Here is a 24,620-nt window from a genome sequence, read left to right as displayed (position 1 = left end):
ATTTCTATTCTTAAGAATAATTATGATTTATAAACAGGTATTATATTAGAACTTTAAAAATTTATACTCATATCTTATTATTTAGGTTAATTTTCATATAAGTAATATTAAAATAGATTTTTAGCTTCTTAAGTATAGATTGTAAAGCCTTGAAACTATTAAAATAAAGTAAGAAGTATCTGCAATATAAAAGGGTAAATAAAGGATTTAAAGGGTATAATATAGAATAAATTAATTATTTAAGGAGGATTTTTATGTGTAAAAAACTATATTTATTAGTAGCAAGTATACTTATTGCAGGTTTATTAACTGCATGTAGTGGAAATTCAAATTCAGGACAAGCGCCTCAAAATGGTGACACAAAAAAAGAAGCAAATGCATCAAATAGTGATTTAAAAGATGGCAAAATGGATGAAAGTTTAATGGAGCAAGATTTCAAAGTACCTTACACAGATGCAATAAATATATTTAAAGACAAATATAAGGATGCTGATATAGTAGATTTAAGTCTTGAAAGTGATTTAAATAAATATGTTTATACGGTTGAAGGTGTAGATGATAACAATGAGTATAAGATGAAAATAGATGCTAATACAAAGGATGTATTACAAGATAAAACTGAAAAATTGGATTCAGAAGATTTAAATGGTAAAGCTAGAGAAGAAAAATTAGATTTAAATGATATAATAACACCTCAAAAAGCTATGGAAATTGCATTAAAAGAACAAGATGGAATAGTAAAAGAATGGAGTTTAGATAAAGATTTAGATGCTACTTTTTATAAAATAAGAATAGATAAAGAAAAAAATGAATATGACATAAAGGTAGATTCTAAAAAAGGAACTATACTGGAGGTAGAAAAAGAAGATTAAAAGTTTTAAGTTGCTTTTAAAATAAATTCTTTTTTAAATAAAATTTGTTTAAAATATAACAAATAGGGTATAAAAAGGTTAAATAATTATTTTAGGAGGAGTACGGTATGTCATTAAAATCACTGAAAATAAAAGAAAATTTATATTGGGTAGGTTCGCTCGACCCTGATTTAAGAGTATTTGACATAATTATGTATACACCTTATGGAACAACTTATAATTCATATGTTTTAAAAGGAACAGAAAAAACAGTTTTATTTGAGACAGTGAAGGATAAACATTTTGACAAATATATTGAAAGATTAAATGATTTAAATATAGATTTTGAAAAAATTGACTATATTGTGGTAAGTCATACTGAACCAGACCATGCAGGAAGCGTTGAAAAACTTTTAGATTTAGCAAAAAATGCAAAAGTAGTAGCTTCAGAAACTGCCATTAAGTATCTAAAGGAAATCGTAAACAAAGATTTTGAATATATTGCAGTTGCAGATGGAGATGTGCTATCAATAGGTGATAAAACTTTAGAATTCTTCTCTGTACCTATGCTTCATTGGCCAGATACTATATACACATATATAAAAGAGGATAAAACCCTTGTAACATGTGATTCATTTGGAAGTCATTATAGTAATGATAAGATAGTAAACACTCTTAATGAAGATGAAGAAAAGGATTACTTAGATGCTTTAAGATATTATTATGATTGTATAATGGGACCATTTAAACCATCTATGGTAACTGCTATAGAAAAGATAAAAGATTTAGATATAGACACAGTGTGTCCAGGTCATGGACCAGTATTGACTGAAAATCCTAGAAAAATTATAGACCTTTATTATAATTGGAGTGTAAATGAACAAGTAAAATTAGAAAAAGAAGTTACAATTTGTTATGTTTCTGCACATGGATATACAAAAATCATGGCAGAAGCTATAAAATCATATATTGAAAAAAATAGCAATTATAAAGTGAATTTATTTGATGTAATAGAACATAAGCAAGAAGAAATTCTAGCTAAAATAGCAGTATCACAAGGTGTATTATTTGGAACACCAACAATATTAGGAGATGCGTTAAAACCTATATGGGATATATTAGTATCTTTAAATCCAGTTCTTCATGGTGGAAAAGTTGCATCAGTATTTGGTTCATATGGATGGAGTGGAGAAGGTATAGAAAATGCTATGGAGAGAATCAATCAGCTTAGAATGACAACAGTGAAACCATTTGCTGTTAACTTTAAACCATCAGGAGAAGAAGTTGACAAATTATATGCTTATACAGGAAAATTCTTAGATAAGTTAAACTCTACTTTTGGAAGTAAAAAGAAAACTAAAAAGTTTAAATGTGTAATTTGTAACGAAGTATTTGAAGGAGATAGTGCTCCTAGTATATGCCCTGTATGTGGAGCCAAAGAGGACCAATTTATAGAAGTTGAAGAAGATGAGGTTACTTTTAGAAAAGATACTGATGAATATTTTGTTATAGTAGGAAATGGTGCAGCTGGTTTCTATGCAGCAGATGCTATAAGAAAAAGAAATAAGACTTGTAAGATAACTATGATTTCTAATGAGGAGGAGTTAACTTACTACAGACCTGCACTTTCTGATGGTATAAATGAAGAACTTAATTCTGATTTCTATATGGAAGATAAAGCTTGGTATGACGAAAACAATATAGTAGTAATATTAGGAACAAATGTAGATAAATTAGATGAAGCAAATAAAACTATTGTAGTAAATGATGGTGCTATTAAATTTGATAAGCTTGTAATAGCTACAGGAAGTAGAAACTTCATACCACCAATTAAAGGTCATGATTTAGAAAATGTATTTACACTTAGAAATATAAAAGACTTATATAATGTAAAAGAAGCATTAGAGAAGTCTAAGAAAGTTGTAGTAATTGGTGGAGGACTATTAGGTCTTGAAGCAGCATGGGAATTCAAATTAAAAGGCTTAGAAGTAGTAGTAGTTGAAGCAATGGATGGTATATTATCAAAACAACTTGATAAAGAAGGAAGTAAAATACTAGAACAATGTGTAAGGGATACAGGCATAGATGTAAGATTAGGTGTGGCAGTTGATGGTATTGATGGTGATGGAAAGGCTCAAAAAGTTGTATTTAAAGATGGCAATAGTGTTGACTGTGATATGGTAGTCTTTTCGATTGGAGTGAGAGCAAATACTCAAATGGTTCAAGATACATCTGTAAAAATTGATAGAGGTATTGTTGTAGATAATACATTACAGACAACTGTTAAAGATATATATGCTTGTGGAGATGTTGCACAAGTAGGAAATACTAGTCTAGCAATATGGCCATCTTCAGTAGAAATGGGAAAAATAGCAGGAGCAAATGCAAGTGGAGATAGTTTGAAATTTGAAAGTGATGTATATCCAGTTTCATTAGATGCAATGAATGTTAAAGTATTTAGTATTGGTAATATACAAGATTTTGATAAAGAAATTTCATCAAAAGATGAAGGTAAAAGAGTATATAAAAAGTTATTTATGAAAGATGGTTCATTAGTAGGAGCTATACTTATAAATGATTTAAGTTGTACTGTTAAATTGATAAGATTGATATCTGAAAAAGGGGACTTTGAAGATATTATGAAGTCAGATATACTATAGTTTAAATATATCCAGATAAAAAGAAAAAGTCTTGAAATATGATAGATTCATATTTTAAGACTTTTTTGTTATAATATATAATAAAATAAATATACCTTAACTGTAAATTTACATAAATTATTTACTTTTGAATATTAGATTCCTTTTTGAAATTGGTATGTAATAGTAATATAGAGTATATAATAATAGTTAAAGTTAAAAAAAGGGGAAAAGCAATATGCAGTATATACAAGAATTACTTGATTTAACTCAAAACTATTGGGTGTTAGCCACAATAATTGGTTTATTAAGTGCATTTATAGAAAGCTTTATACCAGCCTTACCACTTGTGGCGATAGTTACAGCAAATGCTGCGATACAAGGGTTATTACTTGGGTGTTTGTTATCATGGATTGGCTCAGGGCTTGGGACAACCTCATTATTTTTATTAATAAGTAGATTTACTGATAGTAGACTTTTTAATAAGTTGAGAAATAGTAAAACTGAAAGAGCAATAAGTTGGATGGACAAACAGGGATTTAAACTGCTATTTATAGCATATGCTTGTCCATTTATGCCTGGATGTTTAGTTACTGTTGCATCAGCTTTTTGTAAAAAAGATATAAAAGATTTTGTTCCAGCAATGTTGGCAGGAAAATTTGTAATGTTTATAGTAATAAGTTATGTGGCAAGTGATATAGAAGGATTTATAACAAGCCCACTAAAGATAGCATCATTTATACTACTAGTATTTTTATCATGGAAAATTGGAAGTAAAGTTAATAAAAACCTTGAAAATCATAATTATGAATTTCATCATAAAAAACACGATAATGACAGAAATAATAAAAGAATTTAACTTGTCAAAAAAATAAAATTGTCTTAAAAGAATTAGATTTAAATAAATTTTAAATTTAAAAGTATTCTTTTAAGACAATTTTTTTAATTTATTAATTGATTTATAAATATATAGCTATAAAAATATATTAAAATAAAATGTAAAATTGATATCCGATTAAAAAAATAACTATGAAGTTTAAAAGTTTAGATATGAATTTTTCTGTTTTCGAGCTAGTTTTTATAGGGAGTAAGGAAATGTTTATAGTAATGGGAAAAAACAATTCGATACCTTCTTTCGTAATAAGGTCAAGGCACATGTGAGAAAAATATCCTATTATAAATCCACTAGACAGACATGAAAAAACTATATTGTTGTTAGTAAAGATTGTTAGAGACTTAAAAAAACTACCAATGAGTAATAAGGCAAGAAGACTATGAGTAAACCCTCTGTGTCTAAACCTACTTCCAAATAACTTGTAAATTAATATAAACTTTTTGCTTATGTAAGAACCTCTCATATCTATATCTGGAAATAATGAACCTAAATATGCAAAATAGATATAGACTATAATTAATACTATTTTATATGTAGTATCGTATTTGACTAAATATATATTATTTATAAAGGGGAGTATCAAAAGTGCTAATATATATCCTCCCCTTTCATGTGTTTCTTTTATCATATAAAAATCCTCCTGAATCGTCACTATAAACGTAATATTTGTAAATTTAGACTATCTTTTATTATATTATATAGCAAACATAAGTTTTTTTCAAAAGGATTTTAATATTTAATTAATCTTGAGATTTTAAATTTTTGTAATTTTCTAAAGCTCCATTCCAATTAACTACATTAAACCAATTGTTAATATATTCATTTCTTCTGTTTTGATATTTTAAATAGTAAGCATGTTCCCAAACATCAAGACCTATGATAGGAGTCAAGTTTTTACTTACAGGACTATCTTGGTTTGGAGTAGTTATAATGGACAATTTACCATCTTTAGTAGCTACTAGCCAAGCCCAACCAGAACCAAAAACATCTAAAGCTGCTTTTTGGAATTCTTCTTTGAATTTTTCAAAAGAACCAAAATCTCTGTCAATAGCTGCTTTTAAAGATTCAGAAGGTATAGTTTTTTCAGGAGTCATTATATCAAAAAAGAATTTATGATTGTAAGCACCACCTGCATTATTTCTTACTGTTGTAGCAATATCTTTAGGTAAAGAATCTAAGTTTTGTAATAATTCACATAAAGAATAATTATAAAGTTCAGGATATTTTTCAAGAGCTGCATTTAACTTATCAACGTAAGCTTGATAATGTTTATCATGATGTAAAATCATAGTTTCTTTATCTATATAGGGCTCAAGTGCATCATAAGCATAAGGTAATGGTTTAACCTTAAACTTGTTATTTTCGGGTGTAAAAGCAAATAAAGTTATACACTGTGAAAGTATAAATAAAGACATAATAACTGGTATTAACATTTTTTTCTTCATAAAAATCACCTCCTAATATAGTATTTCTAGAAATTAAAAAATTATGAAAGATTAGCAGATAATTTATAAAAATTTGATAGTAATTTTTTTAAAATTGAATAAGTTTTGAAGGCAAAGACAAAACTATGAAATACAGGATAATACTAAAAAATAGGAAGGAAATTTGATAATATGTGTGGCAATATTTCAATTTATTATAAAGGAGATATATCTGGAAAAGAAGATATTAAATTTAAAATAAAAGAATCTGTAAATAATATAAATCATATAAGTCTTGATAGTAGAGAATACTTAAAAGGTGAGGAAAAAGAGTTTGATTTTAATAGATTTGATGTAATAGATGTTATACATGGAGTTAAACCATTTGAAAAAGATGGAAAGGTTATAGTTTTAAATGGTGAGATATATAATAGTTGTGAGATAAAAGAAGAATTGATTAAAAAAGGGTACAGCTTTTCTACAGATAGTGATATTGAAATCTTATTAACATCTTATATAGCATTTGGAAAAAATTGTGTACATAAGATAAAAGGGATGTTTAGCTTTATAATATATGATAAAAAAGATGAAAGTATATTTGGGGCAAGAGATTTATTTGGAATAAAACCACTTTACTATATAAATAAAGAAAAAGTGATAATCTTTGCATCAGAATATAAATTTATACTGGAGTATATTAAAAAACTAAACATAAATGAACGAAGTTTACAGAGTTATTTTTCGTTTCAATATGTTCTTCCTGAAGATACTATGATACAAGGGATAAGATTGATACCAGCAGGACATTTTTTTAGAGTGGAAAATGGAATACTATCTTTAAAGAGATATAATAAACTTGAATTTAGGAGTAGTACAAAATTTTTTTACAGTAAGAACCATTTAGGAAATAGAGATATAGGCGAAGAAGAAGTGAGAAATGTAGTAATAGATTCGGTAAGAAGACAGGTATTAGAAAATAAACCTGTTGGAACATTTTTGTCTGGTGGTATAGATTCATCAATTATAACCTCTATAGCTTCACAAATTAATCCAAATATAAAGTCTTTTTCACTAGGTTTTAATGTTAAAGGATATAGTGAATTGGAAATAGCTAAAAAAACAGCTGATAAATTGGGCATAGAAAACATTCCACTTAACATAACACAAGATGACTATATAAAAGCATTGCCTAGTGTAATTTATTTTTTGGATGACCCTGTGGCAGACCCATCAGGAGTAGGTCTTTATTTTTTAATTAAAGAAGCTAGTAAATATGTTAAAATAGCGTTGTCTGGAGAAGGTGCTGATGAATTATTCGGAGGATACAATGTATACAAGGAATATAATAATGTGAAATCAGTTATAAACTCACCAGTGTATATTAGAGGTGTATTAAATAGAGTTTCAGAGCTTATGCCTAATATAAAAGGCAAAAATTATCTTTATAGAGCTACAATACCTTTAGAAAAGAGATATATAGGAAATGCGAAGATTTTTGAAAATAATGAAGTGAAAAGATTCTTTTTTAAATATAAGGAAAAGAATATACATGAGTATTTATTATCAAATTTATACAGAGAAGCGCAGAAAAATAATTACGATTATATAAGTAAAATGCAACATATAGATGTAAATACATGGCTTCAAGGTGATATACTTCAAAAAGTTGATAAATTCTCTGTAGCTGAGCATCTAGAACTTAGAGTACCTTTTTTAGATAAAGATGTATTTGATGTAGCAAAAAATTTAAGAGTTGAACAAAAAATAACAAAAAATAATACAAAAGTGCTACTTAGAGAGTCCTTTAAAGATATAGTACCAGAACATGTTATTCAGAGAAAAAAATTAGGATTTCCAACGCCAATAAGAGTTTGGTTAAAAGATGATTTAGGGGATGTTGTAAGAGAAACTATTTCTAATGCAAATGTAGACGAGTTTATTGATAAAAAATATATAATAAAACTTTTAGATGAACATCTAAAAGGTCACAAAGATAATTCAAGAAAAATATGGACTATATTTACATTTTGTCTATGGTATCAATTGTTTATAGAGCATAAAAACATCAAATATTAATTTTTGCATGACATACAGAGGGCGAACATATATAATGTTCTCGCCCCCTCTATTGGCATGAAGCAAGAGCAAATTAGTTTATTATTTCGATAAAATTATTGGCAAATATTTTGACAAGATGACTTTCCACTGCTAGATTTAAGTTTTGTCCATCATCGTACCCAGCAGAAATTAATCCAAGTAAATTGCCAAACATATCTAAAAGAGCCCCTCCAGAACTACCACTAGAGATTGGAGCTGTAAATTGTATCATTTGAACTGTTTCAAAGTCACGAAAAGCAGAGATAATTCCATCTGAAACTGTATTGAAAAGACCTAAAGGGCTTCCAATCGCAACTATTTTTTGACCTCTTACAGGTTTTTTGCTGACCTTGACTGGTATCGCTTTACATTTTCTATCAACTTTTATTACAGCTAAATCATAATCTGAGTGGTACTTTATGATTTGATACGATGTATAAACTTTATCATCATTTTCAAATCTAACTAAAAATGAATAGCCTTCATTAACTACATGGAGATTTGTAAGTATATAACCTTCACTATTTATGACTACTCCAGAACCACTCTTGAATGGTTTATTTTCATTATCACACACAACAATCATAACAACAGAAGTTGATAATTTTGCGAGTTCTTCATATGTAAGTTCTATTTCTTTATCTTTTTTATTTTTTCCAGATGTAAAGCTTGTGTCAACAGAAGTTTGTTCAGATTGAGGTTTATTTATAGGCGTATAAGTTTTGTTATTATTGATATTCTTATTTATATCTGTATTTAATTTTTCTAAAGGTATATCTAGCATAGTTGGACTTTTTTTAGAAAGTTCAACTAAAGTAGAAAATCTAGAACATTCAGGATATAAATCAAGGATATCTTTATGAGGATTTATGTACAAAATATCACATCCAAGCTGTGATAAAAAATACAAGAAAAAAAGTTCCTGTCTTTTAATATTTCCAAAATACACTACTTTGGGTGAAACATCAATTTTGACTTTATTATAAAATAATTTGGGTAGAAAATAATCTATCCAACATAAAAGTTTAACAGCAAAGTTTTTAACAATAGAAGGTGTTGAATTTGGTGTGTTTTTAGAAAACAACTCTAATGTACTTTTAAATGCAATTTTTTTTGTCCAATCTAAGGTATCATTTTCTATTTTACAAGGAAATTCAATATTGTATAAGCTCCAACTGTTAAATTTAGCATCATTATAAGTATTGAAAGTATTGAGCATCTTATCTGTTTGGGATTTATCAAAATTTATATTTAAGTTGTTTAGCCTAATATAGGGAACAGTTGTATTATTAAAAAGATGAGTATCTATATTTTTGATGTTTTTTATGTATTTATCAATAGAATCTTCAATACCTATATATCGTGTAAAGTAGACTTCTTTAATATAAGAAGAACTCTTATTTGTATAAGACTTACTAGACATAAATTCATTTAAAGGCTCTTTTGAATTCTTTATTACAACTTTTAATGGTTTAATAGTACAAATCATATTTTTTCTCCTCTAATAAGATGATATAATCTATTATAAAACATCTTAAAACAATATAGTACAAGAATTTTGTAGTTTCAAAATAAAATGTATACTTGTAGATATAAATGATATATAATTACATATTAAACATAGATTTTATCTCTTTAAAAAAATATGTAAAATCTATGTAAAAAGTAAGAAATATAAACATTTTTTTAATTATATTTTAAAAATATCAACTAAGTTTTATTCACAAATGAATAAAAAATGTTATAATATGATTAAAGAAAAAGATAAATAATTAGCAAGATTTGTTTAGCTAAAATTAACAAGGGAGCGATAAATTATGGGTATAACATTATCAAAAGGCCAAAAGGTTGATTTAACTAAAGGAAACCCAGGGCTTAAAAATATTTTAGTAGGGTTAGGATGGGACACTAACAAGTATGATGGTGGATTTGACTTTGACTTAGATACAGCAGCATTTTTAACAGGAGTAAGTGGAAGTGTTACTAATGATGGAGATTTTGTATTTTACAACAATTTAAAGCATACTTCTGGAGCAGTTGAACATTTAGGTGATAATAGAACTGGTGAAGGTGATGGAGATGATGAGCAAATAGTTGTTGATTTATCTAAGATTCCTGGAGAAATAAGCAAAATTTCTTTTACAGTTACAATTCATGATGCAACAGAAAGAACACAAAATTTTGGGCAAGTAAGCAATTCTTATATAAGAATAGTAGATAAAGATACAAATGAAGAACTAATAAAGTATGAATTAGGTGAAGATTTTAGTATAGAGACAGCTATAGTAGTAGCCGAAATATATAAACACAATGGAGAATGGAAATTTAACGCACTAGGTTCTGGTTTTGAAGGTGGCCTTGCTGCTTTATGTGGAAACTTTGGAATAAACTTATAATTTTAAATATAATAAACTAGAGGGGGTATTTTCCATGGCTATAGTATTAAAAAAAGGACAAAAAATTGATTTAACTAAGGGAAATCCAGGTCTTAAAAATATTAAACTTGGATTAGGATGGGATACAAATTCATTCGATAGTGGTTATGATTACGATTTAGATGTCAGTGTTTTTATGGTAGGAGAATCTCAAAGAGTTGAAAGAGATGAAGATTTTATATTCTATAATAACTTAAAACATTCATCTGGAGCAGTTGAGCATTTAGGTGATAATAGAACTGGTGAAGGTGATGGAGATGACGAAGAAATATTAGTAAACTTAGATACAATGCCAAAGCATATACAAAAAATAGCTGTAACAGTTACAATATATGAAGCTGCTGAAAGAAAACAAAACTTTGGACAAGTAAGCAACTCATATATAAGAGTTTTAAACTCTGAAAATGACGAAGAAATATTAAGATATGACTTAGGCGAAGAATTTAGTATAGAGACTGCAATTACAGTATGTGAGATATATAAATATAATGGAGAATGGAAGTTTAGTGCAGTTGGAGCAGGATTTGAAGGTGGCTTAGAAGCACTTTGCAGAAACTATGGATTAAGTGTTTAGTATGAGTAACACAGTATATTAAATATAAGTAGCCTATACAAATAATGTATAGGTTATATTATATAAAATTTTATGGAGGTTTAGTATGTCGATTAATTTATCAAAAGGTGATAAAATAGATTTAAAAAAATCCAACCCTGGATTGAGTAGTATACTTGTGGGCTTAGGATGGGACCCTGTGCAACAATCAGGTGGAGGATTCCTTAAGTCTTTATTTGGCGGAGGACAAGCTGATATAGATTGCGATGCATCTGTATTTATGCTAAATCAGGAAGGAAAATTAAGTGGGATAAAAGACTTAATTTATTTTGGAAACTTAAAAAGTGCCTGTAAGTCAGTTTTACATACAGGAGATAACCTAACTGGTGAAGGTGTGGGTGATGATGAACAAATTCTAGTTAATTTAGATAAAGTTCCATCAAATATTCACAGATTATTATTTGTAGTAAATATATACAATTGTATAGACAGAAAACAACACTTTGGGATGATAAAAAATGCCTATATAAGAGTTGAGGACCAAAGCAATAAAAAGGAAATAGCGAAGTATAATTTATCTGATAATTATTCGGAAAAAACTACTCTTATAGTAGGGGCTATATATAGAAAAGATGGAAGTTGGCAGTTTAAAGCAATAGGTGAAGGAACAAAAGATGCGGGTCTTAAAGAAGTAATGCAAAATTTAGACAGGATTGAGTGTGTATATGGAATTTAATAATGATATCAAATATTATAATGTTGACAAAGAAGACGTAACTAAAGACTTATCTGTTAACCCTGACAGAGGTTTATCAAAATCAGAAGTCAAGACTAGAAGAGAAAAGTATGGTTTAAATGAATTTACACCAAAAGAGGAAGGAAGCTTTTGGGATGATTTAAAAGACAGTTTAAGTGAACCAATGATAGTTATTTTAATTATTGCAGCAGTAGTAAGTGCAGTAATTGGAGAAACTCATGATGCAATCGGGATTGTAGGAGCTATAGCAATAGGTATAGCAATAGGTATGATTACAGAAGGTCGTTCTAAGAAAGCAGCAGATGCTCTTTCTAAGATGACTGAAAATATTGAAGTTAAAGTACTAAGAGATGGAGAAATACATCAAATTTCTAAGAGTGAACTAGTACCAGGAGATATAGTATATATTGAAACTGGTGATATGGTACCTGCTGATGGTAGACTTATAGAAACTATAAATCTTAAAATTAGAGAAGATATGTTAACAGGCGAATCAGATGATGTATCTAAAAAATGTGATGTAGTAGTTCCAATGGAAGAAATAGAATCTAAAGGAGCACTAGTGGTACAAGAACCAATTCCTGCAAAACAAATAAATATGGTATTTGGTGGTACACTTGTTGCTTATGGTAGAGGAATATTAGTTGTAACTTCAATTGGAGATAGTAGTGAAATGGGTAAAATTGCTCAAAACTTATCAGACGCAGATGAGCAAACTCCACTTCAGATAAAGCTTGGAAATTTAGGTGGATTGATAGCTAAAGTTTCCAGTGCAGTAGCAGGATTATTATTTATATTCATGGTTTTCCAAATGGTAAGTAAGAATGTATTAAATGTTGATATGTCTGGAATTTTACCATTTTTAGAATCGATAGACCCTGTTAAAACAGCATTTACAGTATGTGTTGCATTAATAGTTGCAGCAGTTCCAGAAGGTCTGCCAACTATGATAAATATGACACTTGCAATAACTATGCAAAAAATGGCTAAGATAAATGCCTTAGTTACTAAAAAAGAAGCTTGTGAAACTATAGGTTCTGTTTCTGTAATATGTTCAGATAAAACCGGTACATTAACAGAAAATAGAATGACAGTAGAAGTTGCATATATTGATGGAAGATATATTGAGAGTTCAGAAGAAGAAATAAATAGTTATTTTGAAGAAAACTGTATGATAAACTCTACAGCTGATGTAGAGCATAATGATAGTGATGTTAAGTACCTGGGAAGTGCTACAGAATGTGCACTACTTCTATATTATAAAAATGTAGATTACAGACAAGTTAGAAAAGAATCTAATATAGTAGCTCAAAACCCTTTTACTTCTGATTCAAAGAGAATGACATCTGTTATAGGTCAAGATAATAATCATGTGTTGTTATCAAAAGGAGCACCAGAAGTCTTGCTTGAGCTATGTTCATATATCCAAAGAGGAAAAGACATAGTTCCAATAACTGAAGGTATAAAACATGAGATTTTAGAAGAAATAAAAAAATTACAAGTAAAATCAATGAGAACTTTAGGTTTTGCATATAAAGAAATCTCGCAAGCTGAAGAAGAAGCAGCAGTAACTGCTGAAAGTGATTCTATGAATGTGAGTGCAATGGAAAGTGAGTTAGTATTTAGTGGTTTTGTTGGTATAAGAGACCCACTTAGAAAAGATGTTATAGAATCTGTAAATACAGCAAATAAAGCTGGTGTTTCTGTAAAAATGCTTACAGGAGATAATATAAATACAGCAAGAGCTATAGGTGAAGAGTTAGGTCTATTAAAAGGAAATATGAGAGCAGTTGAAGCTTCATATATAGATACTTTAGATGATGAAGAACTAAAACAAGAAATACAAACTATTTCGATTGTTGCAAGAAGTAAGCCAGATAGTAAAATGAGAATAGTTTCAGCTCTTCAAAAGAGTGGAGATGTTGTTGCTGTAACAGGTGATGGTATAAATGATGCCCCAGCGCTTTCAAAGGCAGATGTTGGTATAGCAATGGGTATATCTGGTACAGAAGTATCAAAAAGTGCAGCAGATATAATTTTAACTGATGATAGTTTTAGCACTATTGTAAAAGGGATTAAATGGGGTAGAGGAATCTATGATAACTTCCAAAGATTTGTTCAATTCCAATTAACAGTAAATGTAATTGCATTTTTAGTGGCTATAATATCTCAGGTTATGGGACAAGAAATGCCATTTACAACAATACAATTGTTGTGGGTAAATATAATTATGGATGGTCCACCAGCACTAGCATTAGGTTTAGAGCCTGTTAGAGACCATGTGTTAAATAGAAAACCTGTTGATAGAAAAGCAAATATAATATCTAAGTCAATGGTATATACAATAGTATTAAATGCATTCTATATAACAGCAATACTAATGTTACAGTCTACATTTAACTTCTTAGGTGTTGATGAAGCTCATAAGGGAACTGTAATGTTTGCGTTATTTGCTTTTAGTGCATTATTTAATGCATTTAACTGTAGAGAATTTAATGCAGATAGTATTTTCCCAAACTTTACACATAATAAACTAGCATTACAAATAATAGTTTTAACAGGTATTGCACAAGTAATATTTACTCAGTTATTCCAAGATTTCTTTAACTCTGTAGCTATGGATGTTATGACATGGGTAAAAGTTTTATGTGTTGCAGCAAGTGTAGTTGTAGTCAATGAAGTTGTAAAATGTGTAATAAGATTAGTAAAACCAAAGAAAACAGCTTAAAATAAATTTTATAAAAAATAACAAACTGGCTCAAAATATATATTTTGAGTCAGTTATCAATAAACAATTAAATTGGGAGGATAATTATGGGTGACTCAAAGGTATTTGAAAAAATATTCTCCAGCCAATCAGATAGAGGAAATTACACTCCTTCAAAGGGATATCTGAGTTATTTTATTTCATATATTGGTTTAGAAGATGAGATTTTGTATAATCTTGAAATATTTAAGACTAAGCAAAATATTGATAGTAGAAAAGATATTGCCTTATTTACTGATGCTATAGCAAATCCTAGTGATTTTGACATTATTAATTATTTTAAAAATGGACTTAAAAATTATAAAAACAGCACAGAAGATACAGATATAAGTATTTTAGGGTTTGAAGAAATAGATTATAAAATAAAGCAAGCAATAGATAGAGTATTAAAAGAGGAAGAAAAAGACTTTACTAATGATAGAGTTAAACAAAATTTTATAGTGAAAATAATGGCATGGATAAAGACTTATATTGGTGCCTTAGATATAAATAAAAATGATGCTCCAAAAATAATATTTTATGGAGACATAAAAAAGCATGAAGTTTATTTACTCTTAATATTGTACTTAGCAGGATTTGATATATTATACCTTAATCCAAACTCAAAGAGTAATATAAGTATCTTAAATTTAGAGAAATATAAGATAGAATTAGAAGAGGCTAATATAATAGAAGAAAATGTTTCTTTTGAAGATAGAGTCGTTTCAGGTGAAAAGATAGATAAAGGTTCTGTAAAAAAAGCTTTTACTGTTGGAGCAGAAGCATCAAAACGAATAAGTGAAGAATTGCTAAATGATTCTGGATTTATAAAACCTTGGCAACTTCAAGATAGAAAAATAAAAAGCTTGCTTTTAAGTTCAACTATTGATGAAATATCAATATATTGGAATCAGCCATTAAAATTGAGACCAGGATTTAAGTTTAATGATACTACAGTAGAAACTCCAGTTTTCTTTTCTAAAATCAATGGAATATATAATGATAAAAATGAATACATTAAGTTTTTAGATTTATTAAGAGATTCAGAAAGTTCAACATTCATTGAATTTAATGGAGATATAGATAGATTTTCAAAAGAATTTACGAGAGAAGCTTTTAGCCTATCATTTGTATTAAATTCAAAAGGTATTATAGATAAAAATTCTGTTTTAAATAATAAAGAGTATTCTATTTCAACATTATCATTAAATCAACAAATTATGATTTTAGAAAAAGTGGAAGAACTTATAGAAGGTAACATGTTTTTAAATGGACTAAGTGGAGAGGATAAAATAAAAGGCTTATTCACAGTACTTCATATGGATAAAAAGCTTGTTCACATGATGAATAATTTCGATTACTCTCTCATAAATCCAAAGTTGGTTATATATATGTATAAGAACATTGTGCTTGATAAAGAAGTTGTATTTCTAATGCTTTTACTTAGTAAAATTGGATTTGATATTATTATATTATCTCCAGGCGGAGAAAATAATATAGAAAATGTTATAAATAACCAATTGATTGATATACACAGGTTGGATAAAATGGTATATGACCTTAGATTGAACTTACTTGAAGATGAAATACCTTTACTTAAAAAAATTTTTGGCAAGAGGAGACGATTTTAAATGGGGATAAATATAAATAATTTTTCAAAAGATAACAATTCTGTAGAAACTGTTGAAAATTTACCTACGACTGTACAAGAAGAAAAATTTGATATAATGGAATATACAAATAATAAAAAAATTGAACTTAGAAAGTCTAAAGAGGTTGAGGCTTTAACTTCTCTTATAGAAGTAGAAAATCCAGATACAATTTTACAATTTGGTAGAAAAGCATCTGAAGGAGTAGCCAGAGTTTCTGATAGCCTATTAAACACGATAAAATTAAATAGAAATGAAGAAAATTCTAAAATGCTTGTTCACTTAACTAAAATAATGGATAAATTTGATTTAGATGATTTTCAAGAAACTAAGGAACCAAATTTTGTTCAAAAACTTTTCAAAAAAGCTAATAATGCTATTGAAATGATGTTTCAAAAGTATGAAACACTGGGAGGAGAAGTTGAAAAGATTCAAATTGAACTTGAACAATATGAAAGAGATATAGCACTTTCTAATAAGCAAATTGGTGCTATGTTAAATGAAAATTTTGACTTTTATAACGAACTTCAAAAATATATTGTTGCTGGAGAAATGGCAGTAGAAGAAATGGATAATGAAATATTACCATATTTCAAACAAAAATCAGAGACTAGTGGAGACCAAATGGATATTGTCAACTATCAAGAACTATTAAAAGTCTATGATATGTTAAATCAAAGAGTCTATGATTTAAGAATAGCAGAAAATATAGCTATTCAGACTATACCTATGCTTAGAGGTATGCAACATAATAACTATGGTTTAATTAGAAAAATCAATAGTGCATTTGTTGTAACTTTGCCAGTATTTAAACAATGTTTATCTCAAGCTATATTACTTAAAAAGCAAGAATTACAAGCAAAGTCTCTAAAAGCTCTTGATGATAAAACTAATGAATTATTGCTTAGAAATGCACAAAATGTAAGTTCTCAAAGTGCACAAATAGCTAGAATGGCTGGAACAAGCTCTGTGCAAATAGAGACATTAGAAAAAATGTACAATACAATTAAATCTGGTATAGATGAAACTCTGAGAATAGAAGAAAATAATAGAGTTACAATCAAGGATAATACAAAGAGATTAGAAGAATTAAATACAGCTATAATTTATAATAAGTAGTATATTAGGGGCTAATTTGGATAAAGTTGGCCCTTTCTATGTATATGAGGAGGCCACACATTGAAATATTTCGATTATATCTGCAAAGAGGATTTAGAGAAAATTTTTTTGAAAGTGCCAGAAGACTTTAATGCCAATACTGAAAAAGATGTACTGAAATATGCACTGGGTGCTTTTTTATACGTTCCAGCTACTCAATATAATATGATTTATAAGAGTATTATAGGTGATGTTAAGGGAGTTAGACCACTAGCTATTTGTTTAGAAGATGCTGTTGGGGCAAATGGAGAATCTGAGGCTATAGAAAATCTTAAATTGATTTTGAAAAATATTAGCAATGAAAATATAACTAATAAAGATGGAATACCATTAATTTTTGTGAGAATAAAAGATGTAGAGCAATTGCTAAGAATTAAAGAGATTATAATTAAAAACAATAATACTATAACAGGAATATTGATTCCTAAAGCAAATTCGAAGTTAATTGAAAACTGTATAGAAGTTTTGAATTCTATAGGTCTTCAAAATATGTATGTTATTCCAATAATAGAAACAAGAGAATTCATATATAAAGAAAATAAAGAATTAAGCTTCAGTAATTTATATAATACTATTTTAAGATATAAATCAAGAATACTTAGTATTAGAATAGGTCTAACTGATATATTAGGTATGTATGGTATAAGAAGAGATAAAAATTTTTCTATATATAATAATTTGATTTGTTCTTCGTTTATATTAGATGTAATTACATATCTTCAAAGACCAGAGATAGATATACCAATAAGTGGAGGTGTATCGGAATTTTTTGATATGACAAACGAAGAGATAAGAAAGAAGTATATAGAAGAAATACTATTGGATAAATTTCATGGATTAGTTGGAAAGACAGTAATTCATCCAATGCAAATTCAAATTGTACAAGCTTTATCTGCAGTATCATATGAAGATTTTACTGATGCTTTGGAGATACTTGATAGTGCAAATAGTAAATATGGTGTGAGTAAAGGCATATTAGGTGAGAGAATGAATGAAACTAATCCTCATTTTTTATGGGCTAAAAAAACATTAATTTTATCTAAAATATATGGTGTATTAAATAAAGGAGTAGACTATGAAGAATTGCTTAAATTTTAATTGTGAGATTGACATTGTTGATAATCCATTAAACTTAGATTTAAATGATTTTTTAGATATAGGAATAAGAAATAACAGTAAGAGACGTTTTTTATTTATATCAAAAAAACTTGGAAAACATTTAGCTTGTAAACCAAGTGAAATGGATAATTTAGGAAAGCTAATGGCCACGATTTATAATAAAAAAAATAAGGTAGCATCAAATGGGACTGTAATAGCTTTTGCCGAAACTGGTACAGCTGTTGGACATAGCTTTTTTGATTACTTATCTGGAGATTATGAATTTATTCATACCACTAGGGAGCAATTTGATGAGCTAGAAAATTTAGACTTTTTAGAAGAACACTCTCATGCAACAGACCAAAATTTATATTTTGAAATGCTAGATAACTTTAAATTTGGCGATGAAGTAATTTTGGTAGATGATGAAATTACTACAGCTAATACGTGTATGAATATAATTAGAAAGATTCAAAGTATTTATCCTAAAAAGAAATATACTATATGTTCTATACTTAATTGGGTAAGTGATGAAAATTTAAAAAAAATTAGTAGTCTGGAAAAAGAACTTGGATGTAAAATAGAATTTGTGTATTTATTTAAAGGAGACTTTAATTTTGATATAAATGAAGATATTGTTGCAAATTACAATGATAATTGTACTATTAGTCAATCAAGTATTATGAAGGATGATAAAATAAATTTAATAGTAAATCATGTCAATGTTGATTTAGAAGATTATATTGGAAATAAAAAATATATAAGATATACAGGTAGATTTGGAATTAACAAAAGAGAACAAATTAAATTAAAAGAAATTGTAAAAAGAGAAAGTAAAAAAATAGTTATAGAAAGTAAAGAATCTTTAAAAAAGAAAGCAGAAAAGGTTCTATTTTTAGGTACTGAAGAATTCATGTATATACCAATGTTATTTGCAAAAGAAAAAGAAAATCAATGTGATATATACTATCATTCAACAACTAGAAGTCCAATAATTAATATTGATAAAAACAATTATCCTATTAGAAGTAAGTTTAAATTAAAGAGTTTTTATAATTCTGACGTTCAAAATTATATTTACAACATAGATAGACATGATTTTTCTGAGTGTTATTTATTTGTTGAGTTAGATAAAAGCGAGAATTCTTATCTGGAATTTATTGATATAATTAAAAAAACAAGCATAAAAAAATTGACTATAGTATGTTGTAGCTAAAATGTTTTATCAAGATAAAATATATCACAGTTTTAAGGTAGGAGTTGAGTCATATGGGAGAATTTAGCACATATTCTAAAGATGATGTTGTCTTTTTATTAAAAGATATATCAAATTTAATTGAAGAAGAAGGAAACAAAGAGAGAGAGTTAAAAATACAAAGTGGCAGACATTATTCAGAAATGATACCAGTAGAGTATGAGGTTAGCGAAGATTATCTGAAATTATATCATGATAAACTAGAACAAAACAAGAATAAACTGGCATTTTCTATAGGTGTTATGTGTGAAAAGATAATTAAAAAAAATGGAAATGATGTTGTACTAGTTTCACTTGCTAGAGCTGGAACACCAATTGGTATTTTGGCAAAGAGATATCTAAGAAATAAGTATAATTTAAATTTACCTCACTATACAATATCTATAATAAGAGATAAAGGAATAGATATGAATGCAGTTGAATATATAATAAATAGTCATCCAAATTCAAACATACAATTTTTAGATGGATGGACTGGTAAGGGAACAATATCAAGAGAGCTAGAAAAAGCATGTGATGAGCTTAAATTTAAATTTAAAAAGAATTTTGATTCAACTCTTGCTGTATTAGCTGACCCTGCTGGATATTCTGGACTTTATGGAATTAGAGAAGACTTTTTAATACCAAGTGCATGTTTAAACTCAACTATTTCTGGGCTAGTGAGTAGAACTGTGCTAAGAGACGATTTGATTGGTAAGGATGATTTTCATGGTGCTAAGTTTTATAACCACTTAAAGGATAAAGATGAGTCTATAAATTATATAGAAACTATAGAGGCATGTTTCAAAAACCAATTTGAAAATATATCTGATGAAGTTGAAAAATGGAAAAGCGATATTATAACTAAAGATGGTTATTTTGATGTTTTAAATATAAAGGAAAAGTACGATATAAAAGATATCAACTTTATCAAGCCAGGTGTAGGAGAAACAACAAGAGTTTTACTTAGGAGAGTTCCATATAAGATACTTGTTAAAGACTTAAATGATAAATCTTTAGAGCATATATTTATTTTGGCAAAAGAGAAAAATGTTGAAGTTGAAGAAATGAATTTAAAAGCTTACAAGTGTTGTGGCATAATAAAAAATATGAAAGATGTTTAGAAAATATATTTGACAGGAGAATACTGAATGATTGTTTTTTCAGACTTAGACAGGAGTATTATTTACTCTGATAAATTTTTAAATACTGATAAGGGATATACAAATATAGAAATCTATAAAGAGAAAGAAATCTCTTATATATCTTTAAATACTATAAATTTAATAAAACAAATACAATATTATGGTATGTTTATACCAACTACTACTAGAACAATAGAACAGTTTAAGCGTATAGAATTTAATAAATATGGCATTTATTTTCCATGGAGTATAACTTCAAATGGAGGAGTTATACTTAAAGATAATGAAATATTGAAATCATGGAGTGAAAAGATAGACAAATTAAAATCTAACTATGAGCCTATTGAAAGCATGGTAGATAAATTTAAAACGTATTTGAATGTAGAAGGAATAACTAATTTTAAAGTTGCAGAGGATACATTTTTTTATATAGTTGTAGATTTTAAAAAATTTAATTTAGATTCAATTAGAGAGTATATAAATATATTGGAATCAAAAAATTGGAGATTGTATGTAAGTGGTAGAAAAATTTATTTTATACCAAAAGAAATCTCAAAAGAAAATGCTATCGAATACCTAACCAAAGAATTAGGAATAGAAAATTTTTATGCAATTGGGGATTCTATTATGGATTATGGAATGCTAGATATTTCAAATAAAGCTTATGTATTGAAGCATGGTGATATAAATAAAAATGAAAGAAAAAACACATTTATATCAAGTAAATTTGATGGAATGAGTGGAACTGAAGAAATACTATCTAAAATTTTAGATGAAAGTTGTCTACTTAATATATAACCAATAAACTAGAAAAGTCTGAAATAAATTAGGATAAAATTTATCATACTAATTTATTTCAGATTTTTATTAATTTATACTTAAACAAGAGTCTAATATATTAAAATGAAGGTGGAGTCATTGCCCAAACTGAAATACATTCATCATTATCACAGTTTTCATATATATGAGGTATAGTGCTGTTAAAATAAAAACTGTCCCCTTCCTCTAATATATACTCTTTATTACCAAGTGTTATTTTCATTTTTCCTTTTATTATGTACCCACATTCTTCTCCTTCATGTGTTACGAATTCGCTACTTTTTTTTGTATGTCCATTTAATGTAACAAGTATGAATTCTATTTTTTTTCCAATTAGATTAGGAACAAGAAGCTCATAAAATTTTGTAGAATCGTTAGTTACTATTTTCTTTCGATTGTTTTTCTTTACTACTATATTAGAATCATCCTTCCCAATATCATCAAAAAAATAGCCTATGTTTACATCAAGAGATTTTGCTATTTTCCACATTGCTATAATTGATGGAACAACCATATTACGTTCAATTTGACTTATTAAACCTGTACTTAAACCTGACTCTTTGGCTAAAGTAGCTATACTTATATTTTTAGATTTTCTAAGAGCTCTAATTTTGCTTCCAACATCTATGTCCATTAGATAAAAACCCCCTCAAACATGATTATAACATATATAGTTTCCAAAATTAATAAAATAAAATAAAAGTTATGTAATGCATGTATTTACATCGTTATATTGAATTTTCTGAAAAGATGAATTATAATAGTATTAATATTCAATATATTGAATATTAATATTGATATTTTAATTTAATGAAATGGAGGCGGTTGAGATGAGGAGTTTTGTAAGTCCTGATAATATTTGGGTATTATGGGCAATTGTAACTGGATGGGCAGCATTTAGTATTTATTTAGAGCAAAAGTATAGTTGGGCATCAAAAATATCAGGAGCAATAATAGCCCTTGTAGGGGCAATGTTATTATCAAATCTAAATATTATACCAGTAGAGTCTGTTGTATATGACCAAGTCTGGGGTTATGTTGTACCTTTAGCCATAGCTTTGTTGTTATATCAATGTAATATCAAAAAGATATGGAAAGAGAGTGGAAGATTACTTGTAATATTTCTTGTAGGTTCGATAGGAACTGTACTTGGAGCTATGATTGGATTCTTGGCATTAAAAAATGCAGTACCAGATTTAAATATTGTTGCAGCTATGATGACAGGTTCTTATATAGGTGGAAATGTAAACTTTGCAGCTATGTCAGGAGCATTTGATGCACCTGGGGAATTGGTATCAGCAACTGTTGTAGCAGATAATCTTTTGATGGCATTATATTTCTTTGTTTTAATAGCTATCCCATCTATTGGATTTTTTAGAAAACATTTTAAACATCCACATGTAGATGAGATGGAAAGCATAGGTGTAAATGAAGGCGAAACAATAGCAGCAAATTATTGGGGAAGAAAAGAAATATCTTTAAAAGATATAGCAATAGCCATTGGTAGTGCTTTTATAATAGTTGCAGTATCAGTAGAATTGTCAGGTTGGTTTAAATCTATAATACCAACGTCAAGTCCATTTTTAGCAATGTTAAATACTTTATTTGGCAATCAATATCTAATAATAACTACTTTAACTATGATATTTGCTACCTTTATGCCTAATTTCTTTAGTGATATAAAAGGAGCTCAAGAGCTGGGCACATTTTTAATCTACATTTTCTTTGTTGTAGTAGGTGTTCCTGCTTCAATCACATTAATAATTCAAAAATCTCCATTATTACTTTTATATTGTGGAATAATGGTACTTATAAACATGTTAGTTACATTTATAGTTGCCAAAATATTTAAGTTTACCTTGGAAGAAGCTATTCTTGCATCTAATGCAAATATTGGTGGACCTACAACAGCAGCAGCTATGGCAATATCAAAAGGGTGGTCTAAGTTAGTAGGGCCAATACTTATAGTTGGGACATTTGGATATATAGTTGGTAATTATTTTGGTCTTTTGGTAGGAAATATTTTAATATAAGTTTTATAAAGAGAGAAAAACAAACGTTTGAAAAAACTTTATTTAATTGGAGGTTGTCATGATTTTTGATGGACATTCAGATACTTGGTCAGATGTAACGATAAGAAGGCTTAATGGAGAGAAAGATGTATTTAGAAGAATCCATCTTGAAAATTTTAAAAAAGCAAATATTGAAGGGGCTATTTTTGTAATATGGATAGACCCACCATATGATAAAAAGCCGGAAAAGAGAGTTAAGCAGATAATAGAATGTATAAAAGAAGAAATTGAAGATATGAAGGATATTGTAAATATAGTAAAAAAATATTCTGATATAAATAAAGGTCTAAATGAGAATAAAATAAATATTTTAATAGGTCTTGAAGGTTTAAGCCATGTTGGAAAAAATTTAGACTTAATCGAATATTATTATAAAGAAGTTGGAGCTAGACATGCATCATTAACTTGGAATGAACAGAATGAACTTGCTACAGGGTGTTTAGGAGATGAAAACAGAGGATTGACTGAAATAGGAAAAAAAGCAGTAGAGAAGTTAGAACAATTAGGTATGCTAATAGATGTATCACATCTAAATGAAAAATCATTTTGGGATTTGATGTCTGTTGTAAGCAAACCAGTTATAGCATCTCATTCTAATGTTAAAAATCTATGTGATGCAAAAAGAAATCTCACAGATAATCAATTAAAAGAAATTTCAAAAACAGGTGGATTAGTGGGAATAAATAGTTTTAGAGGATTTACAAATATCAATCCGAAAAAGCAAGATTTAATACACTTAGTTGACCATATAGACTATATGGTGAATCTTATAGGTATAGAGCATGTATCTTTTGGTTTTGATTTTAGTGACTATCTAGGAGAAGAGACTATAGGTTCTTTTACTGAAGAAAATTCCAAAAATCCAAGTGTAGATGGGCTTAAAAGTACATATGAAGCTAAGAATATAATAGTAGAGCTTGAAAAAAGAGGATATAAAAAGAGTGATATAAACTTAATATCTAGTGGAAACTTTTATAGAGTATTTAAAGAGATACTAAAGTAAGATATTAACTAAATTAGGTGTAGAAAATGCTATACTTAATAATAA

Annotated in this window: 20 protein-coding genes; 16 read left to right on the top strand and 4 right to left on the bottom strand. The window is 27.9% G+C overall.

Annotated elements, in window-relative coordinates:
• Positions 1 to 254 precede the first annotated feature (254 nt).
• The 3 genes from KGF45_RS03660 (at position 255) to KGF45_RS03650 (ending at position 4,349) form a co-directional block, all read left to right on the top strand.
• Positions 255 to 872: a PepSY domain-containing protein gene (locus KGF45_RS03660; RefSeq protein WP_227841871.1), complete on the top strand. Its 618-nt coding sequence runs from the start codon at positions 255 to 257 to the stop codon at positions 870 to 872.
• A gap of 107 nt (positions 873 to 979) precedes the next feature.
• On the top strand, positions 980 to 3,511 hold the full coding sequence (locus tag KGF45_RS03655; RefSeq protein ID WP_227829740.1) for an FAD-dependent oxidoreductase: 2,532 nt from the start codon (positions 980 to 982) through the stop codon (positions 3,509 to 3,511).
• Between the two features lie 217 nt (positions 3,512 to 3,728).
• A complete protein-coding gene (locus tag KGF45_RS03650; protein WP_227829739.1) occupies positions 3,729 to 4,349 on the top strand; it encodes a TVP38/TMEM64 family protein in 621 nt (206 codons plus the stop codon).
• A 127-nt stretch (positions 4,350 to 4,476) separates the two neighbouring features.
• Here KGF45_RS03650 and KGF45_RS03645 read toward each other — a convergent pair whose 3' ends face one another.
• Together KGF45_RS03645 and KGF45_RS03640 are read right to left on the bottom strand one after the other, a co-directional pair.
• Positions 4,477 to 5,013, bottom strand: a complete 537-nt coding sequence (locus KGF45_RS03645) for a metal-dependent hydrolase (RefSeq protein WP_227829738.1) — start codon at positions 5,011 to 5,013, stop codon at positions 4,477 to 4,479.
• A gap of 112 nt (positions 5,014 to 5,125) precedes the next feature.
• Positions 5,126 to 5,830, bottom strand: coding sequence for a superoxide dismutase (locus tag KGF45_RS03640; RefSeq protein WP_285891640.1), 705 nt, complete (start codon positions 5,828 to 5,830; stop codon positions 5,126 to 5,128).
• A gap of 171 nt (positions 5,831 to 6,001) precedes the next feature.
• Between KGF45_RS03640 and asnB the strand changes: the two genes are divergently transcribed.
• Positions 6,002 to 7,885 (top strand): asparagine synthase (glutamine-hydrolyzing), encoded by a 1,884-nt coding sequence (asnB, locus tag KGF45_RS03635; protein WP_227841870.1) that lies wholly within the window; start codon positions 6,002 to 6,004, stop codon positions 7,883 to 7,885.
• Between the two features lie 73 nt (positions 7,886 to 7,958).
• Here the strand turns inward: asnB and KGF45_RS03630 are convergent, their stop codons facing one another.
• Entirely contained in the window at positions 7,959 to 9,395 is a 1,437-nt protein-coding gene (locus KGF45_RS03630; RefSeq protein WP_227838859.1) for a trypsin-like peptidase domain-containing protein, read from the bottom strand.
• 328 nt (positions 9,396 to 9,723) lie between these two features.
• Between KGF45_RS03630 and KGF45_RS03625 the strand changes: the two genes are divergently transcribed.
• The 10 genes from KGF45_RS03625 to KGF45_RS03580 all read left to right on the top strand — a co-directional run bounded on the left by KGF45_RS03625 (position 9,724) and on the right by KGF45_RS03580 (position 21,479).
• Positions 9,724 to 10,302: a TerD family protein gene (locus KGF45_RS03625; RefSeq protein WP_227829735.1), complete on the top strand. Its 579-nt coding sequence runs from the start codon at positions 9,724 to 9,726 to the stop codon at positions 10,300 to 10,302.
• A gap of 34 nt (positions 10,303 to 10,336) precedes the next feature.
• Positions 10,337 to 10,915 (top strand): TerD family protein, encoded by a 579-nt coding sequence (locus KGF45_RS03620; RefSeq protein ID WP_227829734.1) that lies wholly within the window; start codon positions 10,337 to 10,339, stop codon positions 10,913 to 10,915.
• A gap of 85 nt (positions 10,916 to 11,000) precedes the next feature.
• Positions 11,001 to 11,630 (top strand): TerD family protein, encoded by a 630-nt coding sequence (locus KGF45_RS03615; RefSeq protein ID WP_227829733.1) that lies wholly within the window; start codon positions 11,001 to 11,003, stop codon positions 11,628 to 11,630.
• Positions 11,620 to 14,379: a calcium-translocating P-type ATPase, PMCA-type gene (locus KGF45_RS03610; RefSeq protein WP_227838858.1), complete on the top strand. Its 2,760-nt coding sequence runs from the start codon at positions 11,620 to 11,622 to the stop codon at positions 14,377 to 14,379. The genes KGF45_RS03615 and KGF45_RS03610 overlap by 11 nt, the downstream gene beginning before the upstream one ends.
• Before the next feature lie 86 nt (positions 14,380 to 14,465).
• A complete protein-coding gene (locus KGF45_RS03605; protein ID WP_227841869.1) occupies positions 14,466 to 16,028 on the top strand; it encodes a YceG family protein in 1,563 nt (520 codons plus the stop codon).
• Positions 16,029 to 17,165 carry a toxic anion resistance protein gene (locus KGF45_RS03600; protein WP_227838856.1) on the top strand — a complete coding sequence of 379 codons (1,137 nt, stop codon included), beginning with the start codon at positions 16,029 to 16,031 and terminating at the stop codon, positions 17,163 to 17,165.
• 60 nt (positions 17,166 to 17,225) lie between these two features.
• On the top strand, positions 17,226 to 18,302 hold the full coding sequence (locus KGF45_RS03595; RefSeq protein WP_227829729.1) for an HpcH/HpaI aldolase/citrate lyase family protein: 1,077 nt from the start codon (positions 17,226 to 17,228) through the stop codon (positions 18,300 to 18,302).
• Positions 18,280 to 19,518 carry a phosphoribosyltransferase family protein gene (locus KGF45_RS03590; RefSeq protein ID WP_227841868.1) on the top strand — a complete coding sequence of 413 codons (1,239 nt, stop codon included), beginning with the start codon at positions 18,280 to 18,282 and terminating at the stop codon, positions 19,516 to 19,518. The genes KGF45_RS03595 and KGF45_RS03590 overlap by 23 nt, the downstream gene beginning before the upstream one ends.
• Before the next feature lie 53 nt (positions 19,519 to 19,571).
• On the top strand, positions 19,572 to 20,660 hold the full coding sequence (locus KGF45_RS03585) for a cysteine protease StiP family protein (RefSeq protein ID WP_227841867.1): 1,089 nt from the start codon (positions 19,572 to 19,574) through the stop codon (positions 20,658 to 20,660).
• 27 nt (positions 20,661 to 20,687) lie between these two features.
• Positions 20,688 to 21,479 carry an HAD family hydrolase gene (locus KGF45_RS03580; protein WP_227841866.1) on the top strand — a complete coding sequence of 264 codons (792 nt, stop codon included), beginning with the start codon at positions 20,688 to 20,690 and terminating at the stop codon, positions 21,477 to 21,479.
• 100 nt (positions 21,480 to 21,579) lie between these two features.
• Here KGF45_RS03580 and KGF45_RS03575 read toward each other — a convergent pair whose 3' ends face one another.
• A complete protein-coding gene (locus KGF45_RS03575; protein ID WP_227829725.1) occupies positions 21,580 to 22,134 on the bottom strand; it encodes a cupin domain-containing protein in 555 nt (184 codons plus the stop codon).
• Between the two features lie 196 nt (positions 22,135 to 22,330).
• Here KGF45_RS03575 and KGF45_RS03570 point away from each other — a divergent pair, with 196 nt between their 5' ends.
• Positions 22,331 to 23,533 (top strand): DUF819 domain-containing protein, encoded by a 1,203-nt coding sequence (locus KGF45_RS03570; RefSeq protein WP_227829724.1) that lies wholly within the window; start codon positions 22,331 to 22,333, stop codon positions 23,531 to 23,533.
• 58 nt (positions 23,534 to 23,591) lie between these two features.
• The gene (locus tag KGF45_RS03565) at positions 23,592 to 24,575 is read left to right on the top strand and encodes a membrane dipeptidase (protein ID WP_227838849.1); all 984 of its coding nucleotides are present in this window, start codon (positions 23,592 to 23,594) and stop codon (positions 24,573 to 24,575) included.
• The last annotated feature ends 45 nt before the right edge of the window (positions 24,576 to 24,620 follow it).

It is taken from the genome of Clostridioides sp. ZZV14-6154, from assembly GCF_020657785.1.
GTDB lineage: Bacteria > Bacillota > Clostridia > Peptostreptococcales > Peptostreptococcaceae > Clostridioides.
The sequence above is the reverse complement of the archived record's forward strand: the minus strand, read 5'-3'. Positions and strand labels throughout refer to the sequence as shown.

Bases quoted from the DNA above. Each gene is read 5' to 3' on its own strand.
- KGF45_RS03655 (WP_227829740.1), top strand. From the start codon at position 980: ATGTCATTAAAATCACTGAAAATAAAAGAAAATTTATATTGGGTAGGT.
- KGF45_RS03640 (WP_285891640.1), bottom strand. From the start codon at position 5,830: ATGAAGAAAAAAATGTTAATACCAGTTATTATGTCTTTATTTATACTT.
- KGF45_RS03590 (WP_227841868.1), top strand. From the start codon at position 18,280: ATGAAGAATTGCTTAAATTTTAATTGTGAGATTGACATTGTTGATAAT.
- KGF45_RS03650 (WP_227829739.1), top strand. From the start codon at position 3,729: ATGCAGTATATACAAGAATTACTTGATTTAACTCAAAACTATTGGGTG.
- KGF45_RS03630 (WP_227838859.1), bottom strand. From the start codon at position 9,395: ATGATTTGTACTATTAAACCATTAAAAGTTGTAATAAAGAATTCAAAA.
- KGF45_RS03580 (WP_227841866.1), top strand. From the start codon at position 20,688: ATGATTGTTTTTTCAGACTTAGACAGGAGTATTATTTACTCTGATAAA.
- KGF45_RS03660 (WP_227841871.1), top strand. From the start codon at position 255: ATGTGTAAAAAACTATATTTATTAGTAGCAAGTATACTTATTGCAGGT.
- KGF45_RS03620 (WP_227829734.1), top strand. From the start codon at position 10,337: ATGGCTATAGTATTAAAAAAAGGACAAAAAATTGATTTAACTAAGGGA.
- KGF45_RS03575 (WP_227829725.1), bottom strand. From the start codon at position 22,134: ATGGACATAGATGTTGGAAGCAAAATTAGAGCTCTTAGAAAATCTAAA.
- KGF45_RS03615 (WP_227829733.1), top strand. From the start codon at position 11,001: ATGTCGATTAATTTATCAAAAGGTGATAAAATAGATTTAAAAAAATCC.
- KGF45_RS03610 (WP_227838858.1), top strand. From the start codon at position 11,620: ATGGAATTTAATAATGATATCAAATATTATAATGTTGACAAAGAAGAC.
- KGF45_RS03625 (WP_227829735.1), top strand. From the start codon at position 9,724: ATGGGTATAACATTATCAAAAGGCCAAAAGGTTGATTTAACTAAAGGA.
- asnB (WP_227841870.1), top strand. From the start codon at position 6,002: ATGTGTGGCAATATTTCAATTTATTATAAAGGAGATATATCTGGAAAA.
- KGF45_RS03605 (WP_227841869.1), top strand. From the start codon at position 14,466: ATGGGTGACTCAAAGGTATTTGAAAAAATATTCTCCAGCCAATCAGAT.
- KGF45_RS03585 (WP_227841867.1), top strand. From the start codon at position 19,572: ATGGGAGAATTTAGCACATATTCTAAAGATGATGTTGTCTTTTTATTA.
- KGF45_RS03565 (WP_227838849.1), top strand. From the start codon at position 23,592: ATGATTTTTGATGGACATTCAGATACTTGGTCAGATGTAACGATAAGA.
- KGF45_RS03645 (WP_227829738.1), bottom strand. From the start codon at position 5,013: ATGATAAAAGAAACACATGAAAGGGGAGGATATATATTAGCACTTTTG.
- KGF45_RS03570 (WP_227829724.1), top strand. From the start codon at position 22,331: ATGAGGAGTTTTGTAAGTCCTGATAATATTTGGGTATTATGGGCAATT.
- KGF45_RS03600 (WP_227838856.1), top strand. From the start codon at position 16,029: ATGGGGATAAATATAAATAATTTTTCAAAAGATAACAATTCTGTAGAA.